At 65.4% G+C, this 20,457-nt stretch carries 18 protein-coding genes; 8 read left to right on the forward strand and 10 right to left on the reverse strand.

The window, feature by feature from the left end; all coding sequences use genetic code 11:
- Window positions 1-64: 64 nt before the first annotated feature.
- From E6C72_RS11020 to E6C72_RS11035, 4 genes are all read left to right on the forward strand, one after another.
- Window positions 65-340 (forward strand): HU family DNA-binding protein, encoded by a 276-nt coding sequence (locus tag E6C72_RS11020; protein WP_012974184.1) that lies wholly within the window; start codon window positions 65-67, stop codon window positions 338-340.
- Window positions 341-375: 35 nt separating this feature from the next.
- Window positions 376-786: a MucR family transcriptional regulator gene (locus tag E6C72_RS11025; RefSeq protein WP_109085529.1), complete on the forward strand. Its 411-nt coding sequence runs from the start codon at window positions 376-378 to the stop codon at window positions 784-786.
- Window positions 787-1,518: 732 nt separating this feature from the next.
- Window positions 1,519-2,409, forward strand: coding sequence for an RNA polymerase sigma factor RpoH (rpoH, locus tag E6C72_RS11030; RefSeq protein ID WP_109085530.1), 891 nt, complete (start codon window positions 1,519-1,521; stop codon window positions 2,407-2,409).
- Between the two features lie 353 nt (window positions 2,410-2,762).
- Window positions 2,763-4,109 (forward strand): globin-coupled sensor protein, encoded by a 1,347-nt coding sequence (locus E6C72_RS11035; protein ID WP_109085531.1) that lies wholly within the window; start codon window positions 2,763-2,765, stop codon window positions 4,107-4,109.
- A gap of 85 nt (window positions 4,110-4,194) precedes the next feature.
- On the opposite strand, the gene E6C72_RS11040 is transcribed toward E6C72_RS11035, so the two are convergent.
- Entirely contained in the window at window positions 4,195-4,431 is a 237-nt protein-coding gene (locus E6C72_RS11040) for a hypothetical protein (protein ID WP_136700724.1), read from the reverse strand.
- Window positions 4,432-4,744: 313 nt separating this feature from the next.
- Here E6C72_RS11040 and E6C72_RS11045 point away from each other — a divergent pair, with 313 nt between their 5' ends.
- Window positions 4,745-5,401 carry a GNAT family N-acetyltransferase gene (locus E6C72_RS11045; RefSeq protein ID WP_109085533.1) on the forward strand — a complete coding sequence of 219 codons (657 nt, stop codon included), beginning with the start codon at window positions 4,745-4,747 and terminating at the stop codon, window positions 5,399-5,401.
- A 3-nt stretch (window positions 5,402-5,404) separates the two neighbouring features.
- Here the strand turns inward: E6C72_RS11045 and E6C72_RS11050 are convergent, their stop codons facing one another.
- The gene (locus tag E6C72_RS11050) at window positions 5,405-5,908 is read right to left on the reverse strand and encodes a hypothetical protein (RefSeq protein WP_109085534.1); all 504 of its coding nucleotides are present in this window, start codon (window positions 5,906-5,908) and stop codon (window positions 5,405-5,407) included.
- 209 nt (window positions 5,909-6,117) lie between these two features.
- Between E6C72_RS11050 and E6C72_RS11055 the strand changes: the two genes are divergently transcribed.
- On the forward strand, window positions 6,118-7,266 hold the full coding sequence (locus tag E6C72_RS11055) for an alpha/beta hydrolase (RefSeq protein WP_247875667.1): 1,149 nt from the start codon (window positions 6,118-6,120) through the stop codon (window positions 7,264-7,266).
- Window positions 7,267-7,287: 21 nt separating this feature from the next.
- Here the strand turns inward: E6C72_RS11055 and E6C72_RS11060 are convergent, their stop codons facing one another.
- The 3 genes from E6C72_RS11060 to uvrB all read right to left on the reverse strand — a co-directional run bounded on the left by E6C72_RS11060 (window position 7,288) and on the right by uvrB (window position 11,320).
- On the reverse strand, window positions 7,288-8,145 hold the full coding sequence (locus tag E6C72_RS11060) for an alpha/beta fold hydrolase (RefSeq protein WP_169055196.1): 858 nt from the start codon (window positions 8,143-8,145) through the stop codon (window positions 7,288-7,290).
- 37 nt (window positions 8,146-8,182) lie between these two features.
- Window positions 8,183-9,094: a lytic transglycosylase domain-containing protein gene (locus E6C72_RS11065; protein WP_247875668.1), complete on the reverse strand. Its 912-nt coding sequence runs from the start codon at window positions 9,092-9,094 to the stop codon at window positions 8,183-8,185.
- Between the two features lie 84 nt (window positions 9,095-9,178).
- Window positions 9,179-11,320 carry an excinuclease ABC subunit UvrB gene (gene uvrB, locus E6C72_RS11070; RefSeq protein ID WP_109085538.1) on the reverse strand — a complete coding sequence of 714 codons (2,142 nt, stop codon included), beginning with the start codon at window positions 11,318-11,320 and terminating at the stop codon, window positions 9,179-9,181.
- A gap of 273 nt (window positions 11,321-11,593) precedes the next feature.
- Between uvrB and E6C72_RS11075 the strand changes: the two genes are divergently transcribed.
- The gene (locus E6C72_RS11075) at window positions 11,594-12,727 is read left to right on the forward strand and encodes a sensor domain-containing diguanylate cyclase (protein ID WP_247875669.1); all 1,134 of its coding nucleotides are present in this window, start codon (window positions 11,594-11,596) and stop codon (window positions 12,725-12,727) included.
- Between the two features lie 44 nt (window positions 12,728-12,771).
- On the opposite strand, the gene E6C72_RS11080 is transcribed toward E6C72_RS11075, so the two are convergent.
- The 3 genes from E6C72_RS11080 to E6C72_RS11090 form a co-directional block, all read right to left on the reverse strand.
- Window positions 12,772-13,158 (reverse strand): DUF6285 domain-containing protein, encoded by a 387-nt coding sequence (locus tag E6C72_RS11080; protein WP_109085540.1) that lies wholly within the window; start codon window positions 13,156-13,158, stop codon window positions 12,772-12,774.
- The gene (locus E6C72_RS11085) at window positions 13,158-14,255 is read right to left on the reverse strand and encodes a phosphotransferase family protein (protein WP_109085541.1); all 1,098 of its coding nucleotides are present in this window, start codon (window positions 14,253-14,255) and stop codon (window positions 13,158-13,160) included. The genes E6C72_RS11080 and E6C72_RS11085 overlap by 1 nt, the downstream gene beginning before the upstream one ends.
- 209 nt (window positions 14,256-14,464) lie before the next feature.
- Window positions 14,465-17,110, reverse strand: a complete 2,646-nt coding sequence (locus E6C72_RS11090; RefSeq protein WP_109085542.1) for a glycosyltransferase — start codon at window positions 17,108-17,110, stop codon at window positions 14,465-14,467.
- 188 nt (window positions 17,111-17,298) lie between these two features.
- Between E6C72_RS11090 and E6C72_RS11095 the strand changes: the two genes are divergently transcribed.
- Window positions 17,299-17,493, forward strand: a complete 195-nt coding sequence (locus tag E6C72_RS11095) for a hypothetical protein (protein WP_109085543.1) — start codon at window positions 17,299-17,301, stop codon at window positions 17,491-17,493.
- A 51-nt stretch (window positions 17,494-17,544) separates the two neighbouring features.
- On the opposite strand, the gene gcvPB is transcribed toward E6C72_RS11095, so the two are convergent.
- Together gcvPB and gcvPA are read right to left on the reverse strand one after the other, a co-directional pair.
- Window positions 17,545-19,116, reverse strand: a complete 1,572-nt coding sequence (gcvPB, locus tag E6C72_RS11100) for an aminomethyl-transferring glycine dehydrogenase subunit GcvPB (RefSeq protein WP_109085544.1) — start codon at window positions 19,114-19,116, stop codon at window positions 17,545-17,547.
- Window positions 19,113-20,456 (reverse strand): aminomethyl-transferring glycine dehydrogenase subunit GcvPA, encoded by a 1,344-nt coding sequence (gene gcvPA, locus E6C72_RS11105; protein ID WP_109085545.1) that lies wholly within the window; start codon window positions 20,454-20,456, stop codon window positions 19,113-19,115. The genes gcvPB and gcvPA overlap by 4 nt, the downstream gene beginning before the upstream one ends.
- Window position 20,457 lies beyond the last annotated feature (1 nt).

Here is a 20,457-nt window from a genome sequence, read left to right on the forward strand (position 1 = left end):
GGATGGTGCCGTTCTGCCAATAACTCCGAAAAACCGAAACCAAACCGAACAAATGGAGTTTTGCATGAACCAGGCCGAGCTGATCGAAACCGTCGCCACCAACGCCGGCATCAAGAAGGCCGACGCGGCCAAGGTCGTTCAGGCTGTGTTCGAGGGCATCTCCGGCGCGCTGGGCCGCGGCGAAGATGTGCGCCTGGCCGGTTTCGGCATCTTCGAGGTGGCCGAGCGCGCCGCCCGTGAAGGCCGCAACCCGCGCACCGGCGAAGTGGTGGCGATCGCCGCCTCCAAGGCTCCGAAGTTCAAGCCGGCCAAGCAGCTGCGCGATCTGGTGAACGGCTGAGCAGCCCGTAACCACGTCCTACGGGGAGCGCAGCCATGACCATCGATCAAACCGAACTGCAGTCTCTGACCGCCAAGGTCGTTGCCGCCTATGTCGGCAACAACTCGGTGCCTGTCCAGGATCTGCCCACGCTGATCAACAGCGTCCAGGTCGCCTTCCGCAGCCTGGGCGATGAGAAGCCGGCCCCGGCCAAGGCCGAACTGGTTCCGGCCGTCGCGATCAAGAAGTCGGTCACGCCGGAATACATCGTCTGCCTGGAGGACGGGAAGAAGCTGAAGATGCTGAAGCGGCATCTGAAGACCGTCTACGACATGACGCCGGACGAATACCGCGCCAAGTGGGGCCTGCCGCCGGAATACCCGATGGTTGCCCCGAATTACGCCAAGGCGCGTTCTGAAATGGCGACCAAGCTCGGGCTTGGCCGCAAGCGTGCGGCGGCCGAGTGAGAGCCTTCGCTTCGCTGATCGACAAGGCGCGTCCTTTGGGACGCGCCTTTTTCTTTATCCGACATCCGCATCTCGGCTCGCCGTCGCAATCCACCGCACTCCGCCCGGGGTACCCTGGCCCCCCTCAACGTCCTATGACCAATGTTCGAGTGGTGAAGCGGCTCGGCCTTCCCATCTAGGGTTCCGGTATGGTTGAGGGACCACGGGCGGTCCTATCACCTTCCTCGTCGCAGAGGCATAGTCGCCTCCCGCTATCCCGGTCGACCGGGGACTTGGCTGCCTCCGATCGGTTTCGCGGATGCGGCATAGCGATGTCGGCCGGTCGGAATCACGGCCGACCGATTGGGGAAGAACCGCTCGCCCGGAAGTCACCCGGCCGAAGGTCAGGGGTCATAGGAATGCCTCCTCCTCCGGACTGCCGGTGCGGGTGGAAGAAGAGCCTGGGTATACGCCGAAAAACACCCGGAACACGCCCTTTACAGGGTTGATCCGTCGCATTTCTGCGGCCACATTAGCATTGTCATAAGGACGCAGTTCCTTAAGGCGCCAGGCGAAATACCAACCCAATTACAAACCCATTACAAACCAAGACCAGCCAGAGCCGAAGAGACGGACGATATTCCTGCGTCCGCCAATGGATCATCGCCTCTAGGGCGATCCCCGCCATGGGCCCCGACCGGGCCGGCCTTTGAAATGAGGCTGCCCGGGAAGCGTTGGAGAGGAGGCAATCACGTGCTGAAGAAACTGCTGACCGGTGAAAACGCCAGCCTGACCCGCTACATTGAGGAGTCCAAGCGCTTCCCCATCCTCGCGCCGGATGTCGAGCGGGATCTCGCCATCGCCTGGCGGGAACGCGGGAACCCGCAGGCCCTGGAACAGCTCGTGGGCAGCCATCTCCGTCTCGTGATCAAGATCGCCCGTGGCTTCGGCGGCTATGGCCTGCCGCTGGTCGATCTCGTCGCCGAAGGCAATGTCGGCCTGATGCAGGCCGCCCAGAAATTCGATCCGCAGCGCGGCTTCCGTTTCGCCACTTACGCCACCTGGTGGATCCGCGCCGCGATCCAGGAATACATCCTGCACAGCTGGTCGCTCGTTAAGATGGGCACGACCGCCGCCCAGAAGAAGCTGTTCTTCAACCTGCGCCGCCTGAAAAGCCAGATGGCCGAACTGGAACAGGGCGACCTGTCGCCGGAGACGGTAGCGACCATCGCCGCCGAGCTGGACGTGCCCGAGACAGAGGTGGTCGAAATGAACCGCCGCCTCGCCGCCAACGACAGCTCGCTCGACGCAACGCTTTCGACCGATGGCGAAACCAACTGGCTGGAGCTGTTGGCCGACGACCGGCCAACCCAGGACACCATGCTTGCCGAGGCCGACGAACTTGCGCTGCGCCGCCGGTTGGTCGGGCAGGCGCTGGACCGGCTGGACGCCCGTGAACGCCGCATCCTGTTCGAACGCCGCTTGAAGGACGACCCTTCGACCCTGGAAGCGCTGAGCCAGCAATTCTCGGTGTCGCGCGAACGGGTACGCCAAATCGAGGTTCGGGCCTTCGAAAAGCTCCAGAAGGCGGTTCTGAGCGCCGCGCAGGCCCTGCGCCGCCCGGTGACACCAATGGTGGCCTGATCCACCCTGTTCTCCCGCTGGCGGCCATGGCAGCCGGCGGGACCTGTGCGGGACCGGCTTGGCCGTGCCCCGCATTGTTCCCACGGGCCGTTTGCCCGTCTGTTGCCTCCAGACCTGTCACCTCAATGCCGGCGGCGCCCATGGCTCCGCCGGCCTTTTGTTTCCCGGACTGTGCGGTATTCACTCCATACGACTTGCAAACTGTTCTTTTTATTGCTGATTTTTTATGCCGTGCGACAAAGTGACCGATGCAAAGATACAGATGCCTGCGCATGATGTGCGGCCCGCAGGAAATATTGCATTTTCGCCAATACTTAGTACGCTCGTTATAGTTCAAATGGGAGAGGGGCTCCATGTCGCACGCTGCCCAGACGCAATCGATCATCGACCGCATCACCTTCCTGCGCATTGACGAGGCGACGAAGGCAACATTGCGGGAGTTCCAACCCTATCTGGCGCAGCGGATCGATCAGATTCTGGAGGAGTTCTACGGCTACCTGCGCACGGTGCCTCAGGTGGCGCCAATGTTGGCCAACCCGGCGGTGACCGGCCGCGCCCGCGACCTGCAGAAGCAGCATTGGCTGCGCAACGTCTTCACCGGCACCTTCGACGAGGCCTATGTTAATCAAGTCCTGAAGATCGGCCAGACTCACCAGCGCATCGGGCTTGAGCCGCGCTGGTACACCGGCGCCTACTGCTTCACCCTGAACAAGCTGATCGACTTGGCAACCCAGGTCCACCGCAAGAAGCCGGAAAAGCTGTCGCAGCTTCTCCAGGCCATCAACAAGGCGGTGTTTCTGGATATGGACCTCGCCACCTCCGTCTATATCGACTTGAACACCGCCGCGATCATCGCACGGGAACTGGGCAGCACCGCCGACAGCTTCGAGCGCGAGGTCAAGGGCGTGGTGCAGGCGGTGGCGAGCGCCGCCGAGCAGCTTCAGGGAACCGCCCAGGCGATGAGCCGCACGGCGGAAGTCACCAGCGAACAATCGACCCAGGTCGCCGCCGCTGCGGAAGAGGCATCGGTCAACATCCAGACCGTTGCCGCGGCGGCGGAAGAACTGACTGCCTCCATCGGAGAGATCAGTCAGCAGGTGACCCAGTCGGCGTCGATCGCCAACGCCGCGATGACGGAAGCGGAGCGGACCAACGCCACCGTTCAGGGTCTCGCCGATGCGGCCAGCCGCATCGGACAGGTGGTGAAATTGATCCACGACATCGCAAGCCAGACCAACCTGCTGGCGCTGAACGCCACAATCGAAGCGGCGCGGGCCGGCGAAGCGGGCAAGGGCTTCGCCGTCGTCGCCAGCGAGGTGAAGAGCCTCGCCAATCAGACCGCTAAGGCGACGGAAGAGATCAATTCGCAGATCGGCGCCGTCCAGGGGGCGACCCAGGAGGCTGTCGGGGCCATCCGCTCCATCTCCGGCACCATTGCCCGTATCAACGAGATTTCCACCTCGATCGCCACCGCCATGGAAGAGCAAGGTGCCGCCACGACGGAGATCGCCCGCAATGTGCAGCAAGCCTCGATCGGCACCCGCGAGGTGAGCGAGACCATCACCGCGGTGAATGCATCGGCCGCCAATGCTGGCGAAGAGGCGCGGCAGGTTCTGGAGGCGACCAACGAGTTGTCGCGCCAGTCCGGTACCCTGAAAGCCGAAGTCGAACGCTTCCTGGCCCGCGTCCGCGCCGGCTGATCCGCCCAGCATCATCCTGAATCGGAAAGGGCGCGCTCCCTGGAACGCGCCCTTTCCGATTCAGGATCTGCCGTGATGCGACCGATTATGGCAGCGTGCGCACCACCAGATCACAGATCGGGATATTTTCCGCCTGAGCCGCAAGGCGAACATCATCGGCGCTACGCCAATGGCTGCGGCCACCGAGACTGGCCAGGACACCGCCGCGCATCGCCACGAAAAGCCCAGTACGTCCCAGATTGACGATTCTCATCATGATTTCACCCCGCCCCGTATAGTGCATTTTAGGGAAATTTATCTTATTCTTTCCAAAGATAGCCACGTGATCTCTTCGGGGAGACTTAGCAAAGACCATTCCCAGACGTCAACAAGACATCTGCCACTAAACCAAGCGCAGATTTCATGGAAAACTTCATCTTCGAGTGAATCTTCAATGCAAACACTCTGCCTTCCGAGATAATATTATTTATAGTAAAATTTTATTTTATGCCGAGAACGAGACAGGACCACCTGGCCGAAAGCCTTATCCCGACCGCGCCACGTGGGAACGTCCGCATACCGTGTAGGGTTGTCAATGGAGGCCGTCCCCCGATCGGCGGCATGTTGCGGGAAAGAACCTGCGAGGCATCGGCATCATGGCAACAGCGCGGCGCCGCGCCGACATTTATGGCACGCCCACAAACGACCGCTCCGGCTCGGAAGCGGCAGAAGGCGGCTATGGCGAAAATGGTGATTGCGCGACGCTCGCGCTGCCGCTGACCGTTCGTCAGGCACGACAGGAGGATCTGACGACGCTGGAATGGTACGGCCTGCACACCCCTCATCGCGAGATCATTGCCGGCGCCTTCCGCCTCCAGGAACGGGGGGACGGCGCCATGCTGCTGGCCGACGCGAATGGCTTCCCAGTCGGGCAGATCTGCATCGATTTTCTGCGCAAGCGGCCAAGCGGCCGCGCCACCCTATGGGCCTTGCGGGTGTTCCAGCCCTTTCGCGGGCTCGGCATCGGCGCCCGGCTGCTCCGGGCAGCCGAGCGGGTGGTGATCCAGCGCGGTGTTCCTTACGCTGAACTGGGCGTTGACCGCGACAATGCCGGCGTCCTGCCCTTCTATGAACGGCTGGGTTACCAGCATTGCGGACGGGAGCGCGGGCAATTTCTCTACCACACGCCGGAAGGCCGGCTGGTCCGCGTCGCCATCGACCAGTGGCTTCTGCACAAGCGACTGTCCAAAGACAACGACGCCACCGGCACGGCGTCAAACACCACCAGCCGGATGAATCTCGCCACCGACTGATCCTTATTCCGCCGCCATTGCCACATCGACCATGGCCACACCGCTTGCGGGAGAAACCAGTCGCGCCGCCCGGCGACGCGGCAGGAAGATACGGGCACCATCCAGGATCCCGCCCAATTCGCCCATGGCATCGGTCGCCATGCACAGCGCCACCGGCGGAAGCCAGCGGTCGAACAGTTGCGCTGCCACCTCCGCATCGCCACCCTGCACGGCGGCCAAGGAATCAAGCAAGGCGGCCTCATCGGCACTGATCCGGTTGCAGGCTGGGCATCGGATCTCCGGCCGGCGGGCTCCGGCCACCGCGAAGGTACCGAGCAGAGCGAACAGCGGCAGCAACGCGGTGTTCGGCACCCCCGCCACATTCAGCCCGATGCGCATCGACGCCATCGCCCCGGCAGTGCCGGCGCGAAACCACTGACGCACGCCGGTCAGCAGCGCCCGTTCGGCGGTTGTCAGATCCGCCACCGTCCAGGGCGAGGGCCGCCCCTCTTCCACCGTCCCGCACATGCCGATGCTCCTTCATCCGGTTGCAGAGACATCGTAGCGCCTATCGCTCCTAATTGCGAGTCATTCTTATTTGCGCCTGCGCTTGTGACAAAAAACGGTCGATCGTGACACTGAAAATCGTGGAAAGGTCGCGTTAACGAACCGCGGCAATCCTGAAGCGACTCGCAGTACAGGGGGGATCGCTGGGCATGGGGCGGACGATTCGGGGGATGGTTCTCGGACTGGTCGCGACGATCGGACTGGCTGTTGCCGGGGGCCTGACGGTCGCCCACCCGGCAACGGCACAGATCGTTCTGAAGTCCGCCTATGGCGAGGCATCGCTGGCCGGCCCGGCCAAGGCGCGCGGTGCCGTGGTGTGGAGCCATGGCCGCTCGGTGGACTCCGAAGATTCAGAGGCCCCCACCCCGCTCTACATGAAGGCCCTGCGCGACGCAGGCTGGGACGTCTACCGGCTGGACCGCATGCGGGTCAGCGACACTCTGCCCAACAGCTCCCGCGCGCTGGCCGGCTATTCGGAGACGCTGAAGGCCAAGGGCTATCGCCGGGTCGCCCTGACCGGTCAGTCCTTCGGCGCCTTCATCTCCCTGATCGCCGCCGGCCAGACCAATGCCATCGACGCCGTCGTCGCCACCGCGCCGGCCGCCTTCGGCAACTTCACCGAAGCCTTCGACAGCTACCGCGAGAACGCCGCGCAGCTCTGGCCGATCCTGCGCGAGGTGCGCCGGGCCCGGGTGATGATGTTCTTCTTTCATGGCGACGACTTTGATCCGGGCGGGCGCGCCGAACCGGCCCGCAGCATCCTGAGCCAGCGCGGGCTCGGCAGCCTGATCGTTGACCAGCCGTCGCTGCTGACCGGCCATGGCGCCGCCAACACAGGGCTGTTCGTCCGCCGCTTCGGCGCCTGCATCGTCCGCTTCGCCGAGGAACCGCCGACACCAAACGACCCACCCTGCGACGAATCCTGGGGCCGCAGCCCGAGTGCGGAGATGCTTCAGGCTGCCCTGCCCGGCAACGCCTCGGGCTCCGCCAAGGGCAACGACGCCACCACCGCGCTGCGCCCTTATATGGGCATGTGGTACGGCAGCTACATCAACGGGCGCGAGGTCGCCCTGTCGGTGGAGAAGGCGGAAGGTGACGCCGTCTACGCCGATTATGTGCTGGGTGCCGGCATGGAAGCCGACCAGCCCGCCGAACGGGTCCGCCGCAAGGGCCGGATCGAGAGTGGTGAGCTCGTCTTTGACGAGAAGGGCCGCAACATCCTGCGCTACCGTCTGCGCCCGGATGGCCGTGTCGCCGCCAGTTGGCTGGACAAGGACGGCCATGGCCGGCTGGACACGGTGCTGCGCCGGGTGAACTGATCCGCCCCCTTCGGAGGACGGTCAGCCCTCAGCCAGGAAGCTGCGGACGATGGAGATCTGTTCGTCCGTCATCAGCGACGGGGCGTGGCCGATGTTGGGGATTTCCACCACCCGCACCAAACCGGCCGCCCCCGGTCCCCGTTCCGCCATCCGTGCCGCCGTCTCGGCACTGAGAAGATCGGAATCCGCGCCGCGCAGCACCAGCACCGGGCAGTGCACACGGTCCCACAGCGCCCACAGATCGACATCACCGATCGGCGCGGTCTTGAAGGCATCGCCGATTGCCGGATCGTAAGCCAGTCGGAAGCGACCATCGGGCAGCGGCCGCGCACTGTGCTCCGCCATATGGCGCCAGCATTCGTCGCTGATCGTGCCGAATCCCATCAGGACGAAGCGCAGGTAGGATTCCAGCGCCGGCAGATCCTCGAACACCGGGTCCTTCCCGACATAATCGGCGATCCGCTGCAGGCCGGCCTGGGCGATGAAGGGGCCGACATCGTTGATGACCATGCGGCGGATCGGACTGTTGGCCTGCGCCGCCAGCGTCATGCCGATCAGTCCGCCCATCGAGGTGCCGACCCAGTCCACCGCATCCACCCCCATGCGGGCGATCAGCGCCACCATGTCGGAACAATATTGCGGATAGCCGTAGAGCGCCGGCACCGGAAGCCAGTCGCTGCGCCCGCGCCCGACGACGTCCGGGCAGGCGACGCGCCAGCGATCTGCCAGCCCCAAAGCCAGCCGGTCGAAATCACGGCCATTGCGCGTCAGTCCATGCACGCAGACCGCCGTCCGTGCGGCATCGTCCCGTCCCCACTGGGTATAGGCAATCTTGTGGAACCCGGCGGCGCTGAGGCCGAGGACGCTGCGTTCGGACATCGGCACGGGCGGGCACTCCTGTTGAGGCTGGATCAGACTATCCCTTTTTCGGCGATTTGCCGGCGCGAGGCAACTCCGCCTCGACAGCACCTTCCACCGCAGCACGAATGGCCGGCATCGCCGATGACGGCTCCGTCACCGACGCATCGAAGGGATGGCGGGTGTTGTCATAGATGCGGCGGATGATGCGGACGTAGTTGCGCGTCTCGTCATAGGGCGGCACGCCCTTGTAGCGGTCGACCGCCCCCTCCCCGGCATTGTAGCCGGCCAGCGCCAAGGTCACGTCACCCTGGAAATAGGCCAGAAGCCAACGCAGATACTTCACCCCGCCGGTAATGTTCTGCTTGGGATCAAAGACATCGCCGACGCTGAAGCGGTCGGCCGTGTCAGGGATCAACTGCATCAGGCCGGCGGCATCCTTTGGCGAGACCGCGTCGGTGCGGAAGGCGCTTTCCGCCTGGATCACAGCCAGCACCAACGCCGGATCGAGGCCGTATTTCGGCGCGATGGAATTGACCAACGCCACCACCTCGGACGGCGGTGGCCCGACTTCGCGCACCGGACCGCCGCCGGGACGGCACCAGGGACGGATGCGCCCCATGCGGCCGGGAACGTAATTGACCAGCCGCCGCGCCTCCGGATGCCCACGCGACGCGGCCGCGCGCAGCCAGGCGGTGCCGAGCCGCCGGTCCTTGCGAACACCCTTGCCGAACAGATAGCGACGGGCCAGCCGGAAGGCGGCATCGGCATCGCCCTGCTCGGCCAGTTCACAATCACCGGATTTGGCACCGGGTTTGATCTTCGGCGAGGGTGGCGGGAGTTCCGCCACCGCCTTCGGTTTCGCCGCGGATTGGGCGTCCGCCGTCTTGGCGATGGATGCCGATCCGCCACCGACGCCCCACAGCGCCAGCGCGATCAGCGGCACCATCACGACACGACGAAAAAACACCCCACACCCCTTTTTGCAATCCCGCGTCACGCTACGGGAAGCGGAAGTATGGTGATGCAACCTGACGACGACAAGGGGCGCAGGTCAGGGACCGCGGCGGCGACGGCCCTGCTTCTTCGGCGCCCCTTCAGGGATGCCGCGCCCCTGGCGGGCGCTGCTGATGCCGATGCTGCCGGGAGTTTCCAGCCCCAGATCCATCGCCTCCAGCCGGCGAAGTTCGTCGCGCAGGCGGGCGGCCTCCTCGAATTCCAGATCGGCGGCGGCGGCGCGCATGCGCTTTTCCAGATCGGCGATGACACTCTTCAGGTTATGCCCGACCAGCTCATTGGCGTTCAGGCCCGTCTTCACCGTCACGTGGTCGCCACGCTCGAACACGCTTTCCAGGATGTCGCCGATCGCCTTCTTTACCGACTCCGGCGTGATGCCGTGTTCCAGATTATAGGCCATCTGCTTTTCACGGCGGCGGGCCGTCTCATCGATGGCGTATTTCATGCTGTCGGTGATCTTGTCGGCGTAGAGGATCGCCCGTCCGTCGACGTTGCGCGCCGCACGGCCGATGGTCTGGATCAGCGAGGTTTTGCTGCGCAGATAGCCTTCCTTGTCGGCGTCCAGGATCGCCACCAGAGCGCATTCCGGGATGTCCAAACCCTCGCGCAGCAGGTTGATGCCGACCAGCACGTCGTAGGCGCCGAGCCGCAGGTCGCGGATGATCTCGATGCGCTCCAGCGTCTCCACGTCGGAGTGGATGTAGCGCACGCGCAGGCCCGCCTCGTGCATGTATTCGGTCAGCGCCTCCGCCATCTTCTTGGTCAGGGTGGTGACCAGCACCCGATAGCCCTTGGCGACCACCTCCTTGCACTCGCCGATCAGGTCGTCGACCTGGGTCTCGGTCGGGCGGATGATCACCGGCGGATCGATCAGGCCGGTCGGGCGGACCAGCTGTTCGGTGAAGACGCCGCCGGTGCGCTCCATTTCCCATGGGCCGGGGGTGGCGGATACGAAGACCGTCTGCGGCCGCATGCCCTCCCACTCCTCGAACTTCAGCGGGCGGTTGTCCTTGGCGCTGGGCAGGCGGAAGCCATAGTCGGACAGCGTTGACTTCCGCATCAGGTCGCCGCGGTACATACCGCCGATCTGCGGCACCATGACGTGGCTTTCGTCGACAATCAGCAGCGCGTCACCCGGCAGGTACTCGAACAGGGTCGGCGGCGGTTCGCCCGGCGCGCGGCCGGTCAGATAGCGGGAGTAATTCTCGATGCCGGCGCAGGAGCCGGTGGCCGCCATCATCTCGATGTCGAAGGTGGTGCGCTGTTCCAGCCGTTGTGCCTCCAGCAGCTTGCCCTCGGCGGCGAACTCCTCCAACCGGTCCTTCAGATCCTTCTTGATCTGGCTGATCGCCTGATTCAGCGTCGGCTTTGGCGTCACATAGTGGCTGTTCGGATAGACGCGCACCGCCTCCAGCGCCGCCAGCTTCTCCCCGGTCAGCGGATCGATCTCATGAATGCCCTCGATCTCGTCGCCGAACAGCGAGATGCGCCACGCCCGGTCTTCCATGTGGGCCGGAAACAGTTCCACCGTATCGCCGCGCACGCGGAACAGACCGCGGCCGAAGGCGGCGTCGTTGCGCTTGTATTGAAGCTCCGTCAGCTTGCGCAGAAGCTCCGGTTGGGCGATCACTTCGCCCTTGCGCAGATCGACGGTCATCTCCGAATAGGTCTCGACCGAACCAATGCCGTAGATGCAGGACACCGACGCCACGATGATGACGTCGTCACGCTCCAGCAGAGCCCGCGTCGCCGAGTGGCGCATACGATCGATCTGCTCGTTGATCGAGGATTCCTTCTCGATGTAGGTGTCGGTACGCGGAACGTAGGCCTCCGGCTGGTAATAGTCGTAGTAGGAGACGAAGTATTCCACCGCGTTGTTCGGGAAGAACGACTTCATCTCGCCATACAGCTGTGCCGCCAGGGTCTTGTTGGGCGCCAGGATCAACGTCGGCCGCTGCACCGTCTGGATGACGTGTGCCATCGTGAAGGTCTTGCCCGACCCGGTGACGCCCAGCAGCACCTGATCCTTCTCACCCTGGCGCAGGCCGGCGGTCAGTTCCGCGATCGCATTCGGCTGGTCGCCCGAAGGCGTGAACTCCGACGAGATGACGAACTGTTTTCCGGCTTCCAGCTTCGCGAGCGGCCTCGCAGGAATGGCGGACAGGACAGGGCTTGCCATGGGGCGGCGATCCGATCAGAGGAGGGGTACGGAACGGGAACCGATTATATGGCCGCAACGCCCCCGTCTGTCGAGCGTGGGCTGAGCGCTATTCACAATAGGAAACATCACCGGTACCGGGCTTCCGCTTGCCGAGCGCGTCCCCGTCACAACCGGATACGGGAGTATTGGGCCAAGAAAATCATCCAGAGATCGATGAAACATTCGCTTGGCACCTCTATCTTGAGCATCGCAATAGGTTATGGCACTATCCTATTTGGACCTATTTGGAGAATGAAGCTGATGCGCCTTGCGGAGCAGGTCCGGTCAACTCGACTGAAGATCAACTCCACTAGACACCGCGTCAATGCCTCGACCGACGATCTTTACGTGTATCCGGCGGAACCTTTCATGTCAGATAAGTTCTTCTCCGATATTTCGGAAACACTCTCTTCCGCCCGCTCAGTCGAGGACCTCACACGTCCCCTGCTGAGCCTGCTGGAGGCGGTGACGGAACTGGAGGCGACCTATCTGACCTGCGTCGATCCGGATTTGGGCGTACAGAAGGTTCTGTTCTCCTACAACACCAAAACGATGAGGATTCCCGAAGGGCTCGCCGTTCCCTGGGAAGGCACCCTCTGCAAGCGCGCATTGGATGAGGGGAAATTCTATACCGACGATGTGCCGACCCTGTGGGGCGACTGCGATGCCGCCAAAACGCTCGGCATCCAGACCTATGTCAGTACCCCGGTCAGACTGAATGACGGCACTCTCTTCGGAACGCTGTGCGCGGCCGGTTCAGAACGCAAGCCGCTGACCCCGAAAGGGGAGCAGGTTCTCCGCCTCTTCTCCTCGCTCATCGGTCTGCATGTCGAGCGGGAGCAGCTTCTGAAGAGCCTGCAATCGGTCAACAGCGCGCTGGAGGCACACTCCTTCACCGACGTGCTGACCGGATTGCCCAACCGCCGCTTCCTTCTGAAGGAGATGGATCGCCTGTTCGCCGACGCCGAGGCGACGGGGCAAACGGTTCTGATCGCCTTCGTCGATCTGGATGGCTTCAAGGCGATCAACGACCGTCACGGCCACGAGGTCGGCGACGCGTTTCTCATTGAGGTCGGCAAACGCTTGTCCACCGGTCTCCGGACAGGCGACATCCTTGGGCGCTTCGGTGGCGACGAATTCATCATCACCGGCCTGGGTCCTGCCGGGGAGGCCGAAAGCCAAGCGGCAGCTCGGGCGATGTGCAACCGTCTGGCACCGCTGCTGATCGGCAATTACCGGCTTCGAGGAATCACGTTGCATTATTCCGGAGCGAGCTTTGGCCCCACCGCCGCCGATCCGCGTGCTGTCAACGTCGACGCCGCGCTGCGAAAGGCCGATGCCGCCATGTATGAGGTTAAGCGCGGACGGAAGGCGCTCAGGGGCTGATCAGGGCGCCGGGCTACCTATCATACCCCCCGCCCTCAGCCTGCCTACCCCAGCGCTTTCGGGTTCGAGATCCCCAGCCGGGCCTTGACGATGGCATCCAGCGAATCCATCAGCACGTCCTGCCCTTCGGTGTCGAAATCGCCGGCGGCAATCTCGATGCACAGGCGGTGCTGCAAGGCCTCCACCCGCTTGCGAAGATCCTCGCCGGACAACCCGTCGTCGGCATCCTCGCCATAGAGCAAGGAAAGTGCGCCGAGCATCGAATGGCCGGCGGCATCCAGTCCCTTCAATTCACGCTCGGCGATCTCCAAGGCATTGGCGACCATCAGGGCGGCGAAGCGGGCTTCCGGCGCCACATGCGGAAGAACGTCGGCACGAAAGGTGGTGGCGGCAATCTCCAGCAGGCCGCGGGCATCGGGATTCGCGCGCATCAGGCCACCTTTTCCACGCTGCCCGACGCCATGCCACCGACTACCATACCGCTGATGGACCGCAGATGACGCAGCATGTCCATCTCGATTTCCGGCAGCATGCGTCCGGTTAGCGCCAGTTCCAGCGACCGCTCGGCGCCGGAGCTGTGGCGAAGCCCCTGCTCCACCGCAATCGCCGCCCAGCGCAGATAGGCCGCCGTTTCCCAATAGGCGACGCGTGCCGGATCGACGCGGCGGCCGGAGGTCTCCTCATAGCCGGCATAGAAATCCGCCCGGTCGGCGATGCCGCCCGCCTCGCGGTCCGGCCGGCGGAAGCGCCAGGAGCGGGCGCAGAACCACCCCAGATCCTCCATCGGGTCGCTGAATCCGGCGAACTCCCAATCCAGGATCGCGGTGAGCGCGCCGTCCTTGACCAGATAATTGCCCGTGCGGAAATCGCGGTGGCACAGCACCACCGCCCCCGGCAACGGCGCGTTGACATCCAGCCAGCGCAGCCCCCAGGCGATCACCGGATCACGGCGCCCAAGGTCGCCGAACCAGCGACGGTACTGTGCCAGCGTCTCCTGAGCCGGACATTCCGGCGCCTCGGCCAGCCGTTCCAACCCTTCGGTCTCAGGCGTGATCCGGTGCAGCAGCCCAAGCTGGCGGCCAAGCTCGCGCGCCAGTTCCGGCTGCGCCGCATCGGACCGCGTCACCGCATGCCCGGCCCCCAGCCCTTCGGCCCGCCGCATGATGTAGAAGTCATGGCCCAGCACTGCCGGATCGTCGCAACCAAACAGCGGCTCCGGCGCCATCACCCCGGCGGCGAAGGCGGCGCGCAGCACGACGAACTCCCGCAGCTTGCCGATGCTGGCCGAGATGCGCCCGCCGCCCTCGGCCCGCAGCACGCAGGCATGGCGCCCGGCCAGCGGCCCGCCGCAGATATCCAGTGTGACCGCCAAATTCAGGGAGATCGCACCACCGCCCAGACGTCCATCCTCCGTCACTGTGACCCGGGATGCGCCGGCCTGCAGGGCGAGCCAGTTTTCAAGACGGCCCCGGTTGTCGTCGGACAGCAGCGAAGGCGGGGACTGGTCGGACGCTTTCACGACGTGCATGGCGTTTTCCCTCCAGAGATGGCTCGGCGCGTTGGTCCGCGCGTCTCGTGCATATGAGGCATCGATGGTAGGCACGAAGCGCTGTTGCCGACAAGTTTCACCTTGGTGAGAAAAGCGTCTATACCCCCAAAAAAGTCGGCCCCTTCCCCGCCGTACGAGCGGAAAAGGGGCCGACTTTTGCATGCAACGCTGAGAGAGGCGCCGAGGCGTTACGCGGCGACCGGGTGGTTCGCCCCCTGCTCCTGGCCGGACTGATTGGCCTGCTGGGTGGCGGGAACCGGTGCCGGCTTGGTATCGCGGACCGGCAGCATGTCACCGATGCCGAAGGCGACGGCCATCAGGTTCGGCACCGCCATGGCGGCGAGAAGCACCGACCACAGTTCCAGAGACTGGGTGCCCAGCGGGTTGACCAGCGCGGCGGTGGCAGAGGCGGCGACCAGAGCGGCCGACAGCCAGGCTTCCGGCTTGGCGCAGAAGCGGCCGGCGGTGCGCTTGCCACCCTTGGCGGTCACCCGGAAAGCGTCGTGCTTGCGGACCAGACCGCGGACAACGGCCAGGGCGACGGTGGTGGACAGTGCCATGCCGATGGCGCAGGCACCCAGGCTTTCCTTCCAGCTGTTGCCCGAGGCATAGCGCGAGGCCAGCAGGCTGGAACCGGCACGCAGCACCAGGGCACCCAAAACAGCGGCGGTGGCGGCAACCGGTGGCAGGTGCAGCGGCAGAACCAGCGAGGCAAAGGTCCAGACCACGGCAGCAGCGGCGGCGAACAGACCGACGGCATCGGACCACCAGCGGATCCAGTTGATGACGTAGCCCAGCTTCTGCCGCGCGCTCAGTTCGGCCGCACCCGGCAGGAACTTCTTCCAGTGGGCGCGGACGATCTGCGTGGAGCCGAATACCCAGCGGTCACGCTGCTTGCGGAACTGCATGAAGTTGTCCGGGGCCAGACCGGCGCCCAGCCGTTCGTCGGTGTAGGCAGCGCGATAGCCGGCCGACAGGATGCGCAGCCCCAGTTCGGTGTCCTCGCAGATGCCGGCTTCCGACCAGCCACCGACCTGATCCATCGCCGAGCGGCGCAGCATGATCATCGTGCCGTGGCAGATGAAGGCCTGGGACGACACGCCTTCCTGCATGCCGACGTCGAAGAAGGGACGGTACTCGGCGGTCATCGCCGACTTCAGCGCCGTCTCATGGCCGTCACGGTGTTCCTGCGGGGCCTGGACGATGCCGACTGCGGGGTCGGCGAAGGTCGGGGCCAGCTTCGACAGCCAGTCGGGCGACACGGTGTAGTCGGCGTCCAGCACAGCGACGATCTCGGCCGACGGACCGGTGTGGCGCAGCGCGGCGTTCAGGGCGCCGGCCTTGAAGCCGGAGATCCTCCTGTACCAGTGGAACTTGAACTTCGGACCCAGCGCCCGGCACATCTCCTCCACCGGGCGGACCAGATGCTCCTCCTCGGTGTTGTTGATCAGGACGACGACCTCATAGTTCGGATAGTCGAGCCGCGACAGCGAGGCCAGCGTGGCGTTCAGCACGTCCGGCTGCTCACGGCAGGCGGCGACGTGGATGGAGACCATCGGCTTGTGGTCGTTGCCGGGCACGGCATGCGGCAGCAGGGCCGGGGCGCGGCCGGTCAGCAGCCGGCGGGCGACATCCACCAGATCGGCGAAGGCGACGCTCATCATCAGGGTGCCCAGCGCGAAGGCGGAGCCCCAGGTGGTGACCGCACCGAAGGTCAGGTACTCGGAGAAGGCGCCGGCGACGGCAGAACCGATGGCGAAGCCGATGATGTTGGCACCCAGCGAGGCGGCGAGCGCAAAGCCGGCATTGGTCCGGCGGCGGAACACGGCGAAGGCCGACAGGGCGAGGCCGACAGCGATGGCGACGCCCGCCCCCACCCGCTCGCCATAGGGGGCGGCGACGGCGCCGGTCATCGACCATTTCGGCTGACGATCTGCGTCCAGCACGCCCCAGGTCGGGCCGGGCGAGCCTTCGATGGTCGACTTCCAGATGCCGTCGAAGGCCTCGACGACGTTGTAATGCAGGCCGAGCGCATTCGCTTCCGCGGCGAAGCCACGAACCACGGCCGCCTGGGCCTCCGGCGTCGGGTAGGCGTCGTGGAAATTCTCGCCGCCCGACGGCCAGCCGACCTCGCCGACAAACAGCGGCTTGCCCGGATGGGCCTTGCGCACGGTATCGAGCCGGTCGCGGATCCAGGTCAGCGCGTCGGACACCGGCACGCCTTCCCAGTAGGGCAGAACATGCACGCCCATGAAGTCGGACGCCTTCACCGTGGCGTCGGCCTTGACCATCTCCGACCACACGTCGGCGGTGCCGACCTTGATGGTGGCCGGGACGGCGGCACGGACACGCTTGATGTAGGAGGCCAGTTCGGCGTCGGTCAAGTCCGCACGCAGCAGCGTCTCGTTGCCGACGACGATACGCTTGATGCCGCGGAATTCCTTGGCCAGCGCGATGCCGTGCAGCACCTCCCGCTCATTCCGGGACTTGTCCTTGCTCAGCCAGATGCCGAGCGTGACGTCCAGCCCCTTGGACACCGCGATCTCCGGCACCTCACCCTGCGAGCCGAGCGTCGAGTAGGTACGCACGCCATCGGCGAAGCCGGCGATGGCGGTCATGTCCCGCTCGATGTCCTTGCGCGGCACCACCGGCTGGTGGTTGGGGTCGTAATTGCGGCCCGAGGGCGAATAGGACACGGATTCGATGCGACCGGGCTCCGCTTCCACCGGCGTCGGCGCGTTGCGCCAGGACCAGAAGGACGCTTGGCCGGCGGTCACGGCCAGCACGGCGGCGGCCATGGCGGCGCGCCGGATCGAGGTCTTCGGGTTGCTCATGGGGAGTTCGCGTGCCCTGTTGCAGGGTGGCGGTTCGCCACCGGACATCCGCACAAACGGGCAAACCCACTTCCCTATTCCGCCGCTTCCAAAAAATTTTTGTGCAGTGCGGGGAGCGGAACCCCGGCCGGCAACTCCTGTTGGACAAGGTCCGGTTTCTCAATGCCCAAGCCAGAGGAGAACGACCCATGGCCATCCGCCACGAAGACAGCCCCGAGCACAAGAAGGCCCACGATCTGGCCGAGCAGGCCCTGGACAAGGCCGCCGATGGCGACGCCCGCAAGGCGCGCGACCTGATCGAGGAGGCCAAGAGCATCGATCCGAAGATCGGCGAGGAGATGGCCCGCGAGGCCGCCGAGGATCAGAAGAAGGCCGACAAGTGACAAAGAGAAACTCCCCCTCCCGTGTGGAGAGGGGGAGTTTCAGGTCCATCCTCACTCCGCCGCCAGAGCCTCCGCCGGAACCGGCGGGGTCCAGCGCAGGACAGGCTTGCGGGCGGCGGCCGTCTCGTCCAGGCGACGGCGCGGCGTCAGGCGCGGCGCGGCCTGGAAGTAGGCGACGTCGCCGGACTTCGCCCGCTCGGCCAGCGCACGCAGCGCATCGACGAACTGGTCCAGGCTGGCCTTGCTTTCCGTCTCGGTCGGCTCGATCAGCAGGGCACCATGGACGACCAGCGGGAAATACATGGTCATCGGGTGGAAGCCCTCGTCGATCAGCGCCTTCGCCATATCGAGCGTGGTGACCCCCGTCCCCTTCAGGAAACGGTCGTCGAACAGGCACTCGTGCATGCACGGTCCCTCGAAGGAGGCCGTCAACACATCCTCCAGCCGGGCCATGACGTAGTTGGCGTTCAGCACCGCGTCGCCCGACGCCTGCCACAGCCCGTCGGCGCCGTGGCTCAGCATGTAGGACAGGGCGCGGACGAACATGCCCATCTGGCCGTGGAAGGCTTTCATGCGGCCGAAGGCAGGCCCCTCGCCGGCATTCTCGACCAGCGCGAAGCCGCCCTTGCCGTGGGTGACGTAGGGCACCGGGATGTAGGGCGCCAGCGACTCCGCGAACACCACCGGGCCGGAGCCCGGACCGCCGCCCCCATGCGGGGTGGAGAAGGTCTTGTGCAGGTTGATGTGCATGACGTCGACGCCGAGATCGGCTGGACGCACCCGCCCGACGATGGCGTTGAAGTTGGCGCCGTCGCAGTAGAAATAGCCGCCCGCCGCATGCACCGCGTCGGCGATCTCGATGATGTCGCGTTCGAACAGGCCGCAGGTGTTGGGGTTGGTCAGCATCAGCCCGGCGACATCGGGGCCGAGCTTCGCCTTCAGCGCCTCCAGATCGACGCGGCCGTCGGCGGTCGCCGGAATGGCATCGACGCTGTAGCCGCAGGCGGCGGCCGTCGCCGGGTTGGTGCCGTGGGCGCTTTCCGGCACCAGGATCTTGGTGCGGCCGGTATCGCCCTTCGCCTCATGCGCCGAGCGGATCGCCATGATGCCGCACATCTCGCCATGGGCGCCGGCGGCGGGCGCCAGCGTCACGGCAGCCATGCCGGTCAGCGTCTTCAGCCAATAGGCCAACTGGTCCATCAGTTCCAAGGCACCCTGAACCGTGCTGACCGGCTGCATCGGGTGCACGTCGGAGAAGCCCGGCAGCCGCGCCATCTTCTCGTTCAGGCGCGGGTTGTGCTTCATCGTGCAGGAGCCCAGCGGATAGAATCCGCTGTCGATGGCGTAGTTCTTCTGCGACAGGCGGGTGTAGTGGCGGACCACCTGCGGCTCGGCGAGGCCGGGCAGCCCGACCTTGGCGCGCGGCTTCACCGCCCCCAGGCGCGAGGCCACCTGCGGCACGTCGGGCAGATCGACACCGGTGCGGCCGGCGCTGTCCTGCTCGAAGATCAGCGGCTCTTCGATCTGGAGGCCGCGGTTGCCGGTGACGGTGCCGGTCACGCCGTCGAACGAGGCGGCACCGGCCGGAATGGCCGACGGACGGCCCTGGTTGTTCATGCTCATGCCAGAACCTCACTCAGAGCGGCGGCGAAAGCGTCCATGTCGGCGTCGGTGTTGGTCTCGGTGACGGCGACCAGCAGCAGGTCTTCCATCTCGCCCGGATAGAGGCGCGACACCGGCACGCCGCCCAGGATGCGGCGCTTGGCCAGCTCCTCGACCACCGCGGCGGCCGGCTTCGGCAGCTTGACGGTGAATTCGTTGAAGAATCCGTCGTTCAGCAGCTCTACACCAGGAACCGCTGCCAGCTTGTCGGCCATCTGGACCGCCTTGGCATGGTTCAGCTGGGCCAGCTGCGTGATCCCCGCCTCGCCCAGCAGGCTGACATGGATCGAGAAGGCCAGCGCGCACAGGCCGGAATTGGTGCAGATGTTCGAGGTCGCCTTCTCGCGGCGGATGTGCTGCTCGCGGGTGGAGAGCGTCAGCACGAAGCCGCGCCGGCCATCTGCGTCCACCGTCTCGCCGCACAGGCGGCCCGGCATCTGGCGGACATATTTGTCCTTCACCGCGAACAGCCCGACATAAGGGCCGCCGAAATTCAGCGCGTTGCCGAAGGACTGGCCTTCCGCCGCGACGATGTCGGCGCCCATGTCGCCCGGCGGCGTCAGCAGCCCCAGCGACAGTGCCTCGGTCACCACGACGATCAGCAGCGCGCCCTTGGCCTGGCAAGCGGCGGCGAGGTCGGTGTAGTCGCGGACATGGCCGAACACGTCCGGATTCTGCACGACGACGCAAGCGGTCTTGTCGTCGACCAGCGCCAACAGATCCTCGCCGCCGGTCGGGGCGGCCGGCAGGGCCACCGCCTCGAAGCCGATGAAGCGGGCGTCGGTGGTGGTCACGTCGCGGTAATGCGGGTGCAGGCCACCGGACAGGATCGCCTTCTTCCGCCGGGTGACGCGGTTGGCCATCATCACCGCCTCGGCGCAGGAGGTGGCGCCGTCATACATCGAGGCGTTGGCCACATCCATGCCGGTCAGCAGCGCGACCTGGGTTTGGAACTCGAACAGAACCTGCAACGTGCCCTGGCTCACCTCCGGCTGGTACGGCGTGTAGGCGGTCAGGAACTCGCCGCGCTGGATCAGATGGTCGACGGTGGCCGGCACATGGTGACGGTAGGCACCGGCACCGAGGAAGCTGGGCACCGACCCGGCCGGGATGTTCTTCGCCGCCAGGGAGCCCAGCAGCCGTTCGACCTCAAGCTCGCCCATATGGTTGGGCAAGCCCCCGATCGGGCCGGCCAGACGGGCCGCCTTTGGAACGTCGCGGAACAGGTCTTCGACCGATGTTGCGCGGATGGCCTCCAGCATGGACTGCCGGTCGGCCTCGGTCAGGGGCAGATAGCGCATG

This window comes from Azospirillum sp. TSH100 (assembly GCF_004923295.1).
GTDB lineage: Bacteria > Pseudomonadota > Alphaproteobacteria > Azospirillales > Azospirillaceae > Azospirillum.